This is a genomic window from Polaromonas sp. P1_F8 (assembly GCF_056405635.1).
Genome location: NZ_JBFUBS010000003.1, coordinates 583,133 through 596,965, shown reverse-complemented (window position 1 = coordinate 596,965; position 13,833 = coordinate 583,133). Strand labels below are relative to the sequence as shown.

Below are 13,833 nucleotides of genomic sequence, written 5' to 3'. Positions count from 1 at the left end.
AAAGAATTGCCGCAATTGTAGTCGGGGCCGGCAAAGTAACTGTATAAACATACAGCCAACCTGATTTGAGACACGGAACGAAGTGCGGCCCGGGCAGTGTTTTGCCATTTTCGTTACAGTCGACAGACAGCGCGTTTTCCGCTCCAGACCTTTCTTTTTTCGCCGCTTGCGGCGGCCCGTCCATGACCACCGAAACCAAAAAACTCTCCATGCTGCAGGTGCTGATCTGCGGCGCCACCATCGTCACGCTGTCCATGGGCATTCGTCATGGTTTTGGCCTCTGGCTGCAGCCCATCACCCAGGCGCAGGGCTGGACGCGCGAGACTTTTGCCTTTGCGCTGGCGGTGCAAAACCTGTCCTGGGGGGTGTTCGGCATCTTCGCCGGCATGGCCGCCGACCGCTTTGGCGCCTTCCGCGTGATCGTGGGCGGTGCCCTGCTGTACGGGCTGGGCCTGGTGGGCATGGCCTTGTCGCCCACCGGTTTCCTGTTCACCCTGACAGCCGGCGTGCTGATTGGCGCCGCACAGGCCGGAACCACGTATGCCGTGATTTACGGCGTGATCGGGCGCAATATTTCGGCCGACAAACGCTCGTGGGCCATGGGCGTGGCCGCGGCGGCGGGCTCATTCGGCCAGTTCCTGATGGTGCCGACCGAAGGTTTGCTGATCAGCAGCCTGGGCTGGAAAGAGGCTTTGCTGGTGCTGAGCGGCGCGGTGCTGCTGATTGCGCCGCTGGCATTGGGCCTGCGCGAAGGCGGTTTTACCGGCGGGCAGCCTGCCAAACGCGAGCAGACCATTGTCCAGGCGCTGCGCGAAGCCTTCAAGTACCCGAGCTTTCAATTATTGATGGCGGGCTATTTTGTCTGCGGCTTCCAGGTGGTGTTCATCGGCGTGCACATGCCCAGCTACCTCAAGGACAAGGGCCTGTCTCCCCAGGTGGCCAGTTATGCGCTGGCGCTGATCGGCCTCTTTAATGTGTTCGGCACCTATATTGCGGGCTCGCTGGGCCAGAAAATTGCCAAGCGCAAGATCCTGGCGACGATTTATTTATCCCGCGCCATCGTGATCGCCGTGTTCCTGGCGGCGCCGCTCAGCCCCCTGAGCGTTTACATCTTTGCCAGCCTGATGGGCCTGCTGTGGCTGTCGACCATCCCGCCGACCAACGCCGTCGTGGCGCAGATCTTCGGCATCCAGCACTTGTCGATGCTGGGCGGCTTTATCTTCTTCAGCCACCAGATCGGCTCCTTCCTGGGCGTCTGGCTGGGCGGCTACTTATATGACCGCACGGGCAGCTACGACATCGTCTGGTACATCGCGATTGCATTGGGCGTGTTTGCCGCGCTGGTGAACCTGCCGGTGCGTGAATCACCGATTGCACGCGCGGCCGTGCCCCAAGGGGCCTGACATGGCAAAAAGAATCGGCCTGTGGGCGCTTGCGATCATCGCGTCGCTGGGGGTGTTTGCCCTCTACACACGGCCGGATTTCCTGTTCACACTCGCCAACCAGGTCTGGGCCTGCTTCTAGCGCAAGGCCCTTCCCAGGGGTTTTATGTGTGTTTTGGGCTGCGGCCCAATCAGGACGGGCGCAAGCAGCTATGAAAACAATAGTAATTACCGGAGCCTCTGACGGCATAGGCGCTGAAATGGCGCGGCAATTGGCCAAAACCCACGGCGCCGGCGTGGCGCTGGTGCTGGCCGCGCGCAATGAAGCACTGCTCAATGAGGTTGCGGGCCAATGCGTTGCCCATGGGGCGTTGACCCTGGCCGTCAAAACCGATGTATCGCAAGAAGACCAATGCCGCCAGCTGGTGGCCGCCGCCATCGGACGGTTCGGGCAAATCGATGCCTTGATCAACAACGCAGGCATGTCGGCGCAAGCCCTTTTTGAAGACGTCAAGGCCCAGGACCTGGCCTGGTACGAACAGTTGATGCGCATCAACCTCTGGGGCAGCGTCTGGTGCACCCATGCCGCCCTGCCTTACTTAAAAGTGCGCCACGGCAGCATCGTGGCTGTCTCCAGCCTGGCAGGCCTGATCGGCGTGCCGGGCCGCACCGCCTACAGCGCCACCAAATTCGCCATGACGGGCTTCTTCGAGGCATTGCGCGCCGAGCTGAAAACGGCCGGCGTCAGCGTAACAACGGCCTATCCGGGCGTGGTGGCCACCCGCATCCGCTACCGCGGCTTCAACGCGGCCGGTGAGGCAGCCGGTGCCAGCGGCCTGAAAGAAGACGACGCCATGAGCGTGGAAGAATGCGCACGGCTGATCGTGCAGGGTATGGAGCGCCGCGACCGCGAAGTCGTCATGACGGCCAAGGGCAAGCTGGGCCGCTGGCTCAAGCTGATCGCACCCGGCCGGGTTGAAGCGATGGCGCTGGCAGCGCTCAAAGATGACGTAAAACCCTACTGATGGAGAACAATACGCACGGCATGGAACCGCCCTCCGCCTGGGTGCAGCGCTGGTCGCACCTGGTGCCAGAGCGTGGCGTGGTGCTGGACGTGGCCTGCGGCTACGGCCGCCATGCCCGCTGGTTTTATGAACGAAATCACCCTCTGGCCCTTGTGGATCGTGCGCAAGCAGCTATCGAATTTATAGCAACCACCCTTCCAGCGCGCTCAACCCAAACCGTTGAAGCCATGGTGGCCGACATTGAGGAAGGCCCCTGGCCCTTTGAAGGACGACAGTTTGAGGCGGTCATCGTCACCAATTACCTGTGGCGGCCGCTCCTGCCCACGCTACTGGCCAGCCTGGCGCCGGGTGGCGTGCTGATTTACGAAACTTTTACGCAGGGCAATGAAACGGTAGGCAAACCCTCGCGCCCCGACTTTTTGCTGCGTCCCGGTGAATTGCTGCAGGTCTGCCAGGGCCTGAAGGTGGTGGCCTTCGAGGAGGGTTTTGAGGAGCGTCCGCCGCGCTTTGTCCAGCGCATCACCGCCGTCCGCGAATCAGCCGCGACTGCGGGTTTATCCGCCCCCCTTCATACCGCAGAGGGGGGTCCACCCCGCTATAGACTGACCTAGGCTCTGGGTAGAATGCAGGATTGGCCTTTTCCGGGGCCGGCTTGAAGCTGTTCAGGCCGGAACACCCCAGATACCTGCATGGCCGCGAACGTTTACAAGCAGAGCATGAAACCCATTACTGGCAGCATCGTTGCATTGGCAACGCCCTTGCACGAAGACGGCAGCGTAGATTACCCCACCCTGCGCAAGCTGGTTGACTGGCACATTGCCGAAGGGACCGACTGCATCGGTGTGGTCGGCACAACCGGCGAATCCCCAACCGTCAATGTCGAAGAACATTGCGAAATCATCCGGGTGTCGGTTGAGCAGGCCAAAAAGCGCGTGCCGATCATGGCCGGCTGCGGCGCCAACTCAACGGCCGAAGCCATTGAGCTTGCCAAATTTGCCAAAGGCGTCGGCGCGGACTGCCAGTTGCAGGTCGTTCCCTATTACAACAAGCCCACCCAGGAAGGCCAGTACCGGCACTTCAAGGCGATTGCGGAAGCGGTTGGCGACCTCCCCACCGTGCTTTACAACGTGCCCGGCCGCACCGTCGCCGATATGGCGCACGCCACCGTGCTGCGCCTGGCCCAGGTGCCCGGCATTGTCGGCATCAAGGAAGCCACCGGCAACATCGAGCGCGCCCAGTGGCTGATCAAGGAAGTGCCCAAGGGCTTTGCCGTGTATTCAGGCGACGACCCGACCGCCGTAGCGCTGATGCTTTGCGGCGGCCAGGGCAATGTCAGCGTGACAGCCAACGTAGCGCCCCGCCTCATGCACGAGCTGTGCGTGGCCGCCGTGGCCGGCGATGCCCGCCGCGCCATGGAGCTGCAACTTAAATTGCTGCCGCTGCATCGAAACCTGTTTGTCGAAGCCAACCCCATTCCCGTCAAGTGGGCCATGGCCCGGATGGGCCTTTGCGGCGGCACACTGCGCCTGCCGATGACGCCGCTGGAAACATCGAACGAAGCCGCCGTGGAAAGCGCCCTGCGCATCTGCGGCCTGGTCTGATTTGCCTGATCTGATTTTTAAGGGAACCCAAGTGAAGATATTGCCAACACATCCTGCATTTTCCAAAGCCCGGAGCGCCGCAACCGTGTCTGCACTGGTTGCCCTCGGTCTGCTCGCCGGCTGCTCCTCCATCAGGGATGTGATGGAAGGCGAACGCGTCGACTACAAAAGCAGCGGCGCCAAAGCTCCTTCCCTGGCGGTCCCTCCCGACCTGACACAACTGAGCCGCGAAACCCGTTATGTGGTGCCCGGCACCGCGGTGTCCGCCAGCAGCTACCAGGTGGGCCAGCCAACCCAGGCCGTGCAGACAGCCGCAGTGACCGTGGGCGACGTTCGCATCGAGCGCGCAGGTACCCAGCGCTGGCTGGTGGTGAACCGGCCGGCAGACAAGCTCTGGACACCCGTGCGTGATTTCTGGCTGGAGAGCGGCTTCCTGCTGTCCCAGGATCAGGAAAACCTCGGCATCATGGAAACCGATTACGCTGAAAACCGCGCCAAGCTCCCGCAGGATTTCATCCGCAACACCATCGGCAAAGTATTCGACAGCCTGTACTCCACCGGTGAGCGCGACAAATTCCGCACACGGCTGGAGCGCCGCGCTGATGGCGGCACGGAAATCTATGTCAGCCACCGCGGCATGGTCGAGGTGCTGACGGGCGTCAAGGCCGGCTCTTCCGGCGGCGACAGCACCATGTGGCAACCCCGCCCTGCCGACCCGGAACTGGAAGCCGAATTCCTGCGCCGCCTGATGGTCAAGCTGGGTGTCACGCAAGAGCAATCGAAGGCCCTGGTGGCCGCCGGTGCGAACAAACAAACCTCGCGGATCGCCACTGTCAACAGCCAGCCCGTCGTGCAGATCGACGAGGGCTTTGAACGTGCATGGCGCCGCGTCGGCCTGGCGCTGGACCGCACCGGCTTCACGGTTGAAGACCGCGACCGCAGCCAGGGGACCTACTTCGTGCGCTACGTCGAGCCTATCGTGAACAAAACCGAGCCCGGCTTCTTCAGCAAGCTGTTCAGCGGCTCGCCAGCCGCTGTGCCGCCGTTGAAGTACCGCATCGCCGTCAAGAGCCAGGGTGAAAGCACCACGGTGTCGGTTCTCAATGCCCAGGGTGCGCCTGAAGCGTCGGCCAATGCCCAGCGCATCATCCAGGTGATTGCCGACGATCTGAGGTAAATCCCGGTTCGTGACCCTGTTCATCCCGACTGACGATTCCATACCGGTGTGTTGAGGTTCAAAAGCCTGGGCAGTGGCAGTTCAGGCAATGCCACACTGGTTGAAGCGTCGGGAATCACGCCGCTTCGCATTCTTGTCGACTGCGGGCTGGGGCTCAAGCACCTGCTCTACAGGCTCGGTGAGGCGGGCCTGCAACCCGAAGACATCCATGCCGTGTTCATCACCCATGAGCACGGTGACCACATCGGCTGCGCCCGGTCACTGTCGCTTCGCTACCGGATCCCGGTCTGGATGAGCCATGGCACCCACGCAGGCATAGGGGCACCGGATTTTGACGGGCTACTGCACAAGGCGCGCGACGGGAAGGCCATTGACCTCGGCGGCATGCAGCTGACGCCTTTTACGGTGCCCCACGACGCCCGGGAACCTCTGCAACTGAGCTGCACCGACGGATCGGCAAAGCTGGGCATCCTCACTGATCTCGGTCATGCCACTTCGCATGTCCTGGAACACCTGGACGGCTGCAATGCCCTGATGCTGGAGTGCAACCACGATTCCGACATGCTCGCCCAATCGTCCTACCCCGCGTTCCTGAAGCGGCGTGTAGGCGGTCAATATGGACATCTCTCCAATACGGCCGCTGCGGATGTCGCCCGCGGCGTCATGCATCACGGGCTACGCCACCTGGTGGCAGCCCATCTCAGCGCGCAAAACAACCGGCCGGAGCTGGTGCAAGAGCTGATAGCCGCAGCCGTGGGTTGGGACGCGGAAGACATCATTGTGGCCAGGCCCGACGTCGGCACACGCTGGATCCATATCTGAAAAAGCGTCGTGGACCCTGCAGCGCGGGTGCATGCCGGCCATGGCGGCAAACAAGCGCCCATAAAAAAAGCCGCCTCACGGCGGCTTTTTTCGACTCGCTGAAGATTTACTTCGCAGCGCTGGCTGGAGCGGCGGTAGCAGCGGCTGCAGCGGCAGCGGCGTCAGCAGCAGGTGCCGATGCTGGTGCGGATGCGGCAGCGGCAGGAGCCGATGCGTCAGCAGCAGGAGCTGGAGCTGGTGCAGCAACTGGAGCTGGTGCCGGTGCTGGAGCTTCTTCTTTCTTGCCGCAAGCAGCCAGAGCAACAGCGGCAACGATAGCTGCCAAAACGAGTGACTTGTTCATTTTTACGATCCTTGATGATATTTAAGAAAACAATTTCCGGAAATTGCCAAAAGAAAACCCAAACCGGAATTCAAGTTATTTTTGACCGGGGAAAGGACTCGAGCTCTTTCTACCCAGCTTTAAATTATATGCCGGATATTACAAATGGGAACGCAAGCCGGAAAACCCTAAGCCAGCCTTTACAGGCCTGTAGCGCCCTCAGACGCAAAAATGCCCGCCTCAAAGCCCCAGCGTAGTGGCGGGGAACGACGGCGAACTTTTCAGCAAACGCTCATTGACTCGCTCCCTCAACGCCACCCGCCTGGCAACCTCAGAGCCGGCAATGCCAGTGCAGCGCTGCACATCCAGCCGCTCAAAGACCCAGCCGGGGCCGAGCAAGGCGCTGGGCATATCGTCCGCTGCACCCGATGTATTAGCGCGGCATTCCACAATGTGCGCCCAGGTACGCCGCCAGGTGACGAACCGGGCGTGCCGCCTGACCACTTCATCGTAGTTTTTGGCCAGCATCGTGAATTTCCGGCCCGTCATGGACCAATCATTCAGCGCCTGAACGACTGCACGTTCTCCCAGGGGCCAGTCTTCGAAATCGGGATCGCACACGATGATTTCGCGCCAACCCTGTGCGGCTGCCGCTGAAAGCGACTGCCTGATCAACTCTGTGAAATCGCTGCGGCCGGTAAACCGGCCTTCCAGCAAGGCGGGCGGCAGGGCAGAACTGGTTTTTTCCGTATCCATAAAACGTCTCCAGGCTGTTTGGCAAGCAGGTCAGTCGTCTCGTGCAGGCAGCGTCTGCCGCAGCCAGCCCGCGTCATGCCAGTCGCCCAGCAGCGCGATGGCCGATGCGCCAGCCTTGCGCAGCTCCCGGGGGGCCAGGCTGCGCTGATCGGCCAGACGGTGCATCAGGGCAGCATCGGCGCCTTTGGCGCGATAACTTTCGCCATTGATAAACACATGGTCGCTGTCATACATCATCCGCGTGCGTGTGTCGAGATGCACGCCGGCACTCCCCTGCCGCGCCGCATCGGCATCCCACTCGCCCTCCGCCTCGTCGAACCATACCGAGGGCTTGGGTTCGGTCATATATTCGCCCAGAGCGCAAGCCACGGCCAGGGGATCTTTCAACGCGTCCAGAACCGCCTGGCCGGCAAAGGCGGTGAGCTCTACCGGCATGGCCGCCGGCGTGGGGGTGGCCAGCTGGCCCGCATCACGGTACAAGCGGGGCGGAGCCTGGCGGCGGCCCACTTCGCCCGCAGCAGATTCGTCGCCGTCATGGCTGTCGTCCTCCGTGAATTCGGCCAGACGATGCAGCAGTTCCGCGGCCAGCTCGCCCTGCGCAGGCGCCCTGAACCCAATGGAATACGTCATGCAGTCTGCCGGTTTCCCGTCGCCCTGCACCGACGCTTCGGCAATGCCGTCGTGGGCATAGCGCGGAGGCAGGTAGAGCATGTCGCCCGCTTCCAGCACAAACTCTTCTTCAGGAACAAAATTCTGGAGGATTTTCAGCGGTACGCCTTCCTGCAGCATCAGGTCTTTCTGCCGACCGACCTTCCAGCGCCGCCGGCCGCTGGCCTGCAACAGGAACACGTCATAGCTGTCAAAGTGCGGCCCAACGCCGCCGCCGGGCGTGGCAAACGAAATCATCAGGTCGTCGAGCCGGGCGTCGGGCACAAAGCGGAACTTCTGCAACAGCGCATGCGCGCCGGCGTCATGCAGGTCCACCCCCTGCACCAGCAAGGTCCAGGCTTTCTGGCCCAGCGGCGGGAGGCTTCGCGCGGCAAAAGGCCCCTGTTTCATCCGCCATCCCTTGGGCTGCTGGACGATCAGCCGGGACTCGACTTGCTCACGCGCCGCGAGCCTGAACAGTGCTGCGCGGCTGAGCACAGGTTGCAGCCCCGGCAGCGCCTGGCGGATGAGAAGCGGCTTTTTTTGCCAGTGCCGGCGCATGAATTGCGCCGGGCTCAGGCCGGCGAGGAGCTCTAGAGATTGATTTACATCCATGGGACAATTGTCGGATGAAAATCACCCCGCAATGCGTCGTAGCCCTGACATGGACGCTGAAAGACACTCTGGGCGATGTGCTGGACGAGCTGGACGAACCCATCGAGTTTTTACTCGGCGGCGATGACCTCCTCGCGAAGATCGAGGAGGCACTGCAAGGCCATGAAGCCGGAGAGAAGCTTGAGCTGCACCTTGAGCCCGAAAACGCCTTCGGTGACTACGACGAGAACCTGGTTTTCCTCGAACCCCGCAAGATTTTTCCCGCCGAACTGGAAGAAGGCATGACCTTCGACGGCATGGCCCTTCCGCCAGGAAGCAGCGGGCAAGCGCCTCATGATCATATTTACACGGTGACCGAGATCTACCCCGATCACGTCGTACTCGATGGCAACCATCCCCTTGCGGGCATCGCCATCCGGTTGAACCTCAGGGTTGAAGCCGTGCGCGAAGCCAGCGAAGAGGAAATCGGCCAGGGATCGCTTGGCACCGGTTTTTTCAAACTCGAACCGATCACACCGGGAAGCGGCACGCTGCACTGAGACGCGTGCAATTCCAGGCGTAAAAAAGCTGGCCATCCCCTGCGGGAGTAGCCGGCTCTTCAAATGCGGATGAACCGCAGCTTTACATGATCCGGTTGATCTGGCCGTTCTCAATCTTCACGCGGTCTCCCACGCGAAGGTTGCCATAGCTGGGCACGTCGTAGGCACGCGAGCTGCCATTGTCCAGTTGCACGGAGACGCGATAGCTCTCACGAATGGTCGCGTTGCGGTTCTTTTCAATGGCGTTACCGGCCACCGCACCGCCCACTGCACCCACCACGGTTGCCGCATCCTTGCCGCTGCCGCCACCGATCTGGTGACCCACCACAGCACCCGCCACACCGCCCAGGACAGCACCGACGCCTGAGCCGCGGCCTTTTTCCGTAGTCTGGATGGCTTCCACATTGATAACCCGTCCGTACTCAACGTAAGCATTCTGCTGATTGGCAGGGTAGGACGAAGAAGCGGGATAGGTTGAGGTGGTGGCCGGATAGGACGAATCGCCGCTCGGGCTCATGGGCGCGCAGGCGGCAAGGCCCACCAGTGCCAGCACAGCGGAAGCCGAGGAAATAAAGCGGAATGTGTTTTGCATGAGTCTCTCCTGTTAATAAGTTCATGAGCTCCCCGGTCCCTGCCATCGGCTTCACGCTAGCGAGAAGCCGATACCAGGAGCGCGGAGACTCCCATGACCCATTAAGGGCACGCCGCAGCAAATACAAGGTGGGGATTAGAGCTGTCGCGGCGTGGGAGCCGTGTCGCAGGGGTTGTAGGAAAACACCCTCCCCTGACGCCTTTTGCCCGCCAGCGCGCCAGCCGTTCAGGCGGTCAGGCTTTGCCCGTAGATCCGTACCCGCCTTCGCCCCGCTCACTGGCGGGAAATTCCGCCACTACATTGAACTGCGCCTGCACCACGGGCACGATCATCAGCTGGGCAATCCGCTCCATCGGCTCGATGGTGAAGGGCACGTCGCTGCGATTCCAGGCGCTGACCATCAGCTGCCCCTGGTAATCACTGTCGATCAGGCCGACGAGGTTGCCCAGCACGATGCCATGCTTGTGGCCCAGCCCCGAGCGCGGCAGGATGAGCGCGGCATAGCCGGGGTTGTGCAGGTAGATCGCAATGCCGGTCGGCACCAGTTGCCACGCGTTGGCGGCCAGCGTCAGGGGCGCCTCCAGGCAGGCGCGCAGGTCCAGGCCGGCACTGCCGGGTGTGGCGTAGGCGGGAAGGTTGCCCTGAAGTCGGGGGTCGAGAATCTTGACGTCGATGAGCATGAATTACTTTTTCTTCGGTTGTTGATTTTTTTGCGCCTCTTCGGCGGCCTGCCGGGCGAGCTCGCGCAGCCGCTGGACCAGCGCACCCGAGGAATTGCGGTTGGCCTTGAAGAGCACCCAGGCCCCATAGACCAGCAGCGCGGGCAGAAACAGAAAGCCCGCACCGGGCAGCACTTCGGAGAACGCCTGGGTGGCGATCCACAAAACCACCACCCATTTGACATGACTGAGGAAGGACATGCCGGCCAAAGGTGCCAGCGCCGCCTTCACCGAAGGCGTGCCCGAACTCGCTGAAAACCGGGCGTTGGCGGAACCACTCACCTGGGGTTTGAGCAAATCCTCACGCACGCCCGCTGCAGCATTGGCCCCCCTCAGGCGCTCCACATAGCTGGCGAAATCACCGTCAGGCGGTGTGTCCGAGGGATGATTCATGGTGCAGCCGCCCTTCCGTGAGATGGCCCGGCCGCCATGCGGGCGGCAATCTCCTGCACCAGCCTGCGCGCCAGCGAGAGCTTGGATGCGCGGGGCAGCGCGGTGCTGCCCTCCGCATCTACCAGCAACAACGCATTGTGGTCCTGCCCGAAAGTGTCGGGGCCGATGTTTCCGACCAGCAGCGGCACTTTTTTGCGCAGGCGCTTGGCCTCTGCGTTGTCGGCCAGGTCATGGCTTTCAGCCGCAAAGCCCACGCAAAATAACCGGCCGGCCTGGGCGGCGGGTGACTGGGCGATGGTGGCCAGGATGTCCGTGTTTTCGGTAAACACCAGCTGCGGCGTCTGGCCGGTGCCGTCTTTCTTGATTTTCTGCGTTGAAGGCGCTGCCGGCCGCCAGTCGGCGACGGCTGCCGTTGCTATAAAAATAGTAGCTGCTTGCGCACGTTCTGTAACGGCTTCAAGCATATTCTGCGCAGATTTGACGTCAACGCGATTGACCCCGCGTGGCGTGGGCAGGCCGACCGGACCCGCAACAAGAGTGACCTCTGCCCCTGCTTCGTGCGCTGCCCGCGCAATGGCAAAACCCATTTTCCCGCTCGACAGGTTGGTGATGCCGCGCACGGGATCTATGGCCTCATAGGTCGGGCCGGCCGTGACCAGCACACGCTGCCCAGCCAGCACCTTGGGCGCAAAGAAGGCAGTCAGGTCTTCGAGGATCTGCTCAGGCTCCAGCATGCGTCCGTCGCCGGTCTCGCCGCAAGCCTGGAAACCACTGCCCACGCCCAGCACCGTGGCGCCATCACCGGCCAGCTGCACAAAATTGCGCTGGGTCGCCGGGTGCGCATACATCTCACGGTTCATGGCCGGCGCCACCAGCAGCGGAACCTTGTCGATGGGCCGGGCCAGGCACATCAGGCTCAGCAGGTCGTCGGCACGCCCATGAAGCAGCTTGGCCATGAAATCGGCGCTCATGGGCGCAACCAGGATCGCATCGGATTCACGCGACAGGTTGATGTGCGCCATGTTGTTCGCTTCACGGCTGTCCCACTGGCTGGTGTAGACCGGCCGTCCGCTCAGGGCCTGCATGGTGACAGGCGTGATGAACTGCTCGGCCGCCTCGGTCATGACCACCTGCACCGTGGCACCCGCCTTGATCAGCGCCCGGCACAGTTCAGCGGCCTTGTAGCAGGCAATGCCGCCCGACAGGCCCAGCACGATGTGTTTGCCGGCCAGGTCCAGGGCTTCATTGCCATCCGGGCCGTTTCCCATGGGATTCACTTGATTCGTCATGTTCCGCAATGTATCTCAGTTGGAGGAAAGGCCCCCACGCTTTTCGCTTCGCGTAATGCGCTGCCCCCCGAGGGGGCCGCTGCGCCTGCGGCCTCTGCTTGCTTGGTCAACACCGGCCAGCTTTAGGTGGGCTGCGAGCCACCGTGCAAGCCCGAACAGCTTTGGGCTGAAATTCAGTATCCCCTGCAAGAGGTAACCCGGCGGGCAACCCGTATAATCTCCGTTTACCACCTCTACGAACTTGCGGTTCGTACCTGACATGACCAAATTTGTCTTCGTCACCGGCGGTGTGGTGTCTTCCCTGGGCAAGGGAATCGCCTCAGCCTCCTTAGCTGCGATCCTCGAATCGCGAGGCCTCAAAGTCACTTTAATCAAGCTCGATCCCTACCTCAATGTGGATCCGGGCACCATGTCGCCCTTTCAGCATGGCGAAGTTTTTGTGACCGACGATGGCGCAGAAACCGACCTGGATCTCGGCCACTATGAGCGTTTCATCGAAACGCGCATGCGCAAGGCCAACAACTTCACCACCGGCCAGATCTACAAAAGCGTGCTTGAGAAAGAGCGCCGTGGCGACTACCTGGGCAAGACCGTGCAGGTCATCCCGCACGTGACCAACGAAATTCAGGAATTCGTCAAGCGCGGCGCCGGCTACGAAACGGCTGATGCGGTCGACGTGGCCATCGTCGAAATCGGCGGCACCGTCGGCGACATCGAGTCCCTGCCCTTCCTGGAAGCCGTGCGCCAGATGAGCCTGCGCCTGGGCGCCAACAACACCGCCTTCGTGCACCTGAGCTACGTGCCCTGGATCGCTGCCGCCGGCGAACTCAAAACCAAGCCGACCCAGCATACCGCCAAGCAGTTGCGTGAAATCGGCATCCAGGCCGACGTGCTGCTCTGTCGTGCCGACCGCCGCATTCCCAACGAAGAACGCGAAAAAATCTCGCTTTTCTCCAACGTTCCCGAGTGGGGCGTAATCTCGATGTGGGACGTCGATACCATTTACAAAGTGCCCCGCATGCTGCACGAACAGGGCCTGGACGGCCTGATCTGCGACAAGCTGCGCCTCAACACACCGCCGGCCAACCTCAAGCGCTGGGACGACCTGGTCTACGAGACCGAGCATCCGCAGACCGAAGTGCACATCGCCATGGTCGGCAAGTATGTCGACCTCTCCGACAGCTACAAGTCGCTCAACGAAGCCCTGCGCCACGCCGGCATGAAAAATCATGCCAAGGTGGTCATCGAGTATGTCGACTCCGAAACCATCACGCCGGACAACGTCTCGCGCCTGGCCCGCTTTGACGGCATCCTGGTGCCCGGCGGTTTCGGCATTCGCGGCGTCGAAGGCAAGATCTGCGCGGCCCGCTTCGCCCGTGAGCAAAAGATGCCCTACCTGGGCATCTGCCTGGGCATGCAGGTAGCGACCATCGAATTCGCGCGCCACGTTGCCGGCCTCAAGGACGCCAACAGCACCGAGTTCGACCCCGCCACCCCGCACCCGGTGATCGCGCTCATCACCGAGTGGAAAGACGCCGACGGCACCATCAAGACACGCAATGCCAAATCCGACCTGGGCGGCACCATGCGCCTGGGCGCGCAAAGCTCGGACGTCGCGGCCGGCACACTGGCCCACAAGATTTATGGTGACGTGGTGACAGAGCGCCATCGCCACCGCTATGAAGCCAACGTCAACTACCTTGATGCCCTGCGTGCGTCGGGCCTGGTCATCTCCGCGCTGACGCAGCGCGAGCAACTTACCGAGATCGTCGAATTGCCGCAAGACGTCCATCCCTGGTTTGTCGGCGTGCAGTTCCACCCCGAGTTCAAGTCCACGCCCTGGGACGGCCACCCGCTGTTCAATGCCTATATCGCAGCCGTACTCCAGCAGCGCGCCACGGCAGGCCAGGACCCGAAAGCTGCCGCCAAGCCTCTCAAGGCGGTAGCCTGACC

The 13,833-nt window shown here is 62.1% G+C and carries 15 protein-coding genes; 8 read left to right on the top strand and 7 right to left on the bottom strand.

What is annotated here, in order from left to right; all coding sequences use genetic code 11:
• The first annotated feature begins 182 nt into the window (after positions 1-182).
• From AC1D1J_RS14790 to AC1D1J_RS14765, 6 genes are all read left to right on the top strand, one after another.
• A complete protein-coding gene (locus AC1D1J_RS14790) occupies positions 183-1,403 on the top strand; it encodes an MFS transporter (protein WP_477686784.1) in 1,221 nt (406 codons plus the stop codon).
• Between the two features lie 191 nt (positions 1,404-1,594).
• The gene (locus AC1D1J_RS14785; protein ID WP_477686783.1) at positions 1,595-2,407 is read left to right on the top strand and encodes an SDR family oxidoreductase; all 813 of its coding nucleotides are present in this window, start codon (positions 1,595-1,597) and stop codon (positions 2,405-2,407) included.
• A gap of 20 nt (positions 2,408-2,427) precedes the next feature.
• A complete protein-coding gene (locus AC1D1J_RS14780; RefSeq protein WP_477695062.1) occupies positions 2,428-3,018 on the top strand; it encodes a class I SAM-dependent methyltransferase in 591 nt (196 codons plus the stop codon).
• 105 nt (positions 3,019-3,123) lie between these two features.
• The gene (gene dapA / locus AC1D1J_RS14775) at positions 3,124-4,008 is read left to right on the top strand and encodes a 4-hydroxy-tetrahydrodipicolinate synthase (protein WP_457278927.1); all 885 of its coding nucleotides are present in this window, start codon (positions 3,124-3,126) and stop codon (positions 4,006-4,008) included.
• 31 nt (positions 4,009-4,039) lie between these two features.
• Positions 4,040-5,185 carry an outer membrane protein assembly factor BamC gene (gene bamC / locus AC1D1J_RS14770; RefSeq protein ID WP_477686781.1) on the top strand — a complete coding sequence of 382 codons (1,146 nt, stop codon included), beginning with the start codon at positions 4,040-4,042 and terminating at the stop codon, positions 5,183-5,185.
• 48 nt (positions 5,186-5,233) lie between these two features.
• Positions 5,234-6,007, top strand: coding sequence for an MBL fold metallo-hydrolase (locus tag AC1D1J_RS14765; RefSeq protein WP_477686780.1), 774 nt, complete (start codon positions 5,234-5,236; stop codon positions 6,005-6,007).
• A gap of 106 nt (positions 6,008-6,113) precedes the next feature.
• Here AC1D1J_RS14765 and AC1D1J_RS14760 read toward each other — a convergent pair whose 3' ends face one another.
• The 3 genes from AC1D1J_RS14760 to AC1D1J_RS14750 form a co-directional block, all read right to left on the bottom strand.
• The gene (locus AC1D1J_RS14760) at positions 6,114-6,350 is read right to left on the bottom strand and encodes a hypothetical protein (protein ID WP_477646831.1); all 237 of its coding nucleotides are present in this window, start codon (positions 6,348-6,350) and stop codon (positions 6,114-6,116) included.
• A 219-nt stretch (positions 6,351-6,569) separates the two neighbouring features.
• A complete protein-coding gene (locus AC1D1J_RS14755; RefSeq protein WP_477686779.1) occupies positions 6,570-7,085 on the bottom strand; it encodes a hypothetical protein in 516 nt (171 codons plus the stop codon).
• 30 nt (positions 7,086-7,115) lie between these two features.
• Positions 7,116-8,348, bottom strand: a complete 1,233-nt coding sequence (locus AC1D1J_RS14750; RefSeq protein ID WP_477695061.1) for a JmjC domain-containing protein — start codon at positions 8,346-8,348, stop codon at positions 7,116-7,118.
• Positions 8,349-8,362: 14 nt separating this feature from the next.
• Here AC1D1J_RS14750 and AC1D1J_RS14745 point away from each other — a divergent pair, with 14 nt between their 5' ends.
• Positions 8,363-8,887 (top strand): FKBP-type peptidyl-prolyl cis-trans isomerase, encoded by a 525-nt coding sequence (locus AC1D1J_RS14745; RefSeq protein WP_477686777.1) that lies wholly within the window; start codon positions 8,363-8,365, stop codon positions 8,885-8,887.
• 82 nt (positions 8,888-8,969) lie between these two features.
• Here the strand turns inward: AC1D1J_RS14745 and AC1D1J_RS14740 are convergent, their stop codons facing one another.
• The 4 genes from AC1D1J_RS14740 to coaBC form a co-directional block, all read right to left on the bottom strand.
• Positions 8,970-9,479 (bottom strand): outer membrane lipoprotein, encoded by a 510-nt coding sequence (locus AC1D1J_RS14740; RefSeq protein ID WP_477646834.1) that lies wholly within the window; start codon positions 9,477-9,479, stop codon positions 8,970-8,972.
• Positions 9,480-9,712: 233 nt separating this feature from the next.
• The gene (gene dut, locus AC1D1J_RS14735; RefSeq protein WP_411886537.1) at positions 9,713-10,159 is read right to left on the bottom strand and encodes a dUTP diphosphatase; all 447 of its coding nucleotides are present in this window, start codon (positions 10,157-10,159) and stop codon (positions 9,713-9,715) included.
• Between the two features lie 3 nt (positions 10,160-10,162).
• The gene (locus AC1D1J_RS14730) at positions 10,163-10,591 is read right to left on the bottom strand and encodes a hypothetical protein (protein WP_477695060.1); all 429 of its coding nucleotides are present in this window, start codon (positions 10,589-10,591) and stop codon (positions 10,163-10,165) included.
• A complete protein-coding gene (gene coaBC / locus AC1D1J_RS14725; RefSeq protein ID WP_477695059.1) occupies positions 10,588-11,880 on the bottom strand; it encodes a bifunctional phosphopantothenoylcysteine decarboxylase/phosphopantothenate--cysteine ligase CoaBC in 1,293 nt (430 codons plus the stop codon). The genes AC1D1J_RS14730 and coaBC overlap by 4 nt, the downstream gene beginning before the upstream one ends.
• 259 nt (positions 11,881-12,139) lie before the next feature.
• Between coaBC and AC1D1J_RS14720 the strand changes: the two genes are divergently transcribed.
• Positions 12,140-13,831 (top strand): CTP synthase, encoded by a 1,692-nt coding sequence (locus AC1D1J_RS14720; protein WP_477695058.1) that lies wholly within the window; start codon positions 12,140-12,142, stop codon positions 13,829-13,831.
• Positions 13,832-13,833 lie beyond the last annotated feature (2 nt).

What these genes read in the sequence shown, in the direction of transcription:
- AC1D1J_RS14790 (WP_477686784.1), top strand. Translation starts at nt 183, where the DNA reads ATGACCACCGAAACCAAAAAACTCTCCATGCTGCAGGTGCTGATCTGC.
- AC1D1J_RS14785 (WP_477686783.1), top strand. Translation starts at nt 1,595, where the DNA reads ATGAAAACAATAGTAATTACCGGAGCCTCTGACGGCATAGGCGCTGAA.
- AC1D1J_RS14780 (WP_477695062.1), top strand. Translation starts at nt 2,428, where the DNA reads ATGGAACCGCCCTCCGCCTGGGTGCAGCGCTGGTCGCACCTGGTGCCA.
- dapA (WP_457278927.1), top strand. Translation starts at nt 3,124, where the DNA reads ATGAAACCCATTACTGGCAGCATCGTTGCATTGGCAACGCCCTTGCAC.
- AC1D1J_RS14760 (WP_477646831.1), bottom strand. Translation starts at nt 6,350, where the DNA reads ATGAACAAGTCACTCGTTTTGGCAGCTATCGTTGCCGCTGTTGCTCTG.
- AC1D1J_RS14755 (WP_477686779.1), bottom strand. Translation starts at nt 7,085, where the DNA reads ATGGATACGGAAAAAACCAGTTCTGCCCTGCCGCCCGCCTTGCTGGAA.
- AC1D1J_RS14750 (WP_477695061.1), bottom strand. Translation starts at nt 8,348, where the DNA reads ATGGATGTAAATCAATCTCTAGAGCTCCTCGCCGGCCTGAGCCCGGCG.
- AC1D1J_RS14745 (WP_477686777.1), top strand. Translation starts at nt 8,363, where the DNA reads ATGAAAATCACCCCGCAATGCGTCGTAGCCCTGACATGGACGCTGAAA.
- AC1D1J_RS14740 (WP_477646834.1), bottom strand. Translation starts at nt 9,479, where the DNA reads ATGCAAAACACATTCCGCTTTATTTCCTCGGCTTCCGCTGTGCTGGCA.
- dut (WP_411886537.1), bottom strand. Translation starts at nt 10,159, where the DNA reads ATGCTCATCGACGTCAAGATTCTCGACCCCCGACTTCAGGGCAACCTT.
- AC1D1J_RS14730 (WP_477695060.1), bottom strand. Translation starts at nt 10,591, where the DNA reads ATGAATCATCCCTCGGACACACCGCCTGACGGTGATTTCGCCAGCTAT.
- coaBC (WP_477695059.1), bottom strand. Translation starts at nt 11,880, where the DNA reads ATGACGAATCAAGTGAATCCCATGGGAAACGGCCCGGATGGCAATGAA.
- AC1D1J_RS14720 (WP_477695058.1), top strand. Translation starts at nt 12,140, where the DNA reads ATGACCAAATTTGTCTTCGTCACCGGCGGTGTGGTGTCTTCCCTGGGC.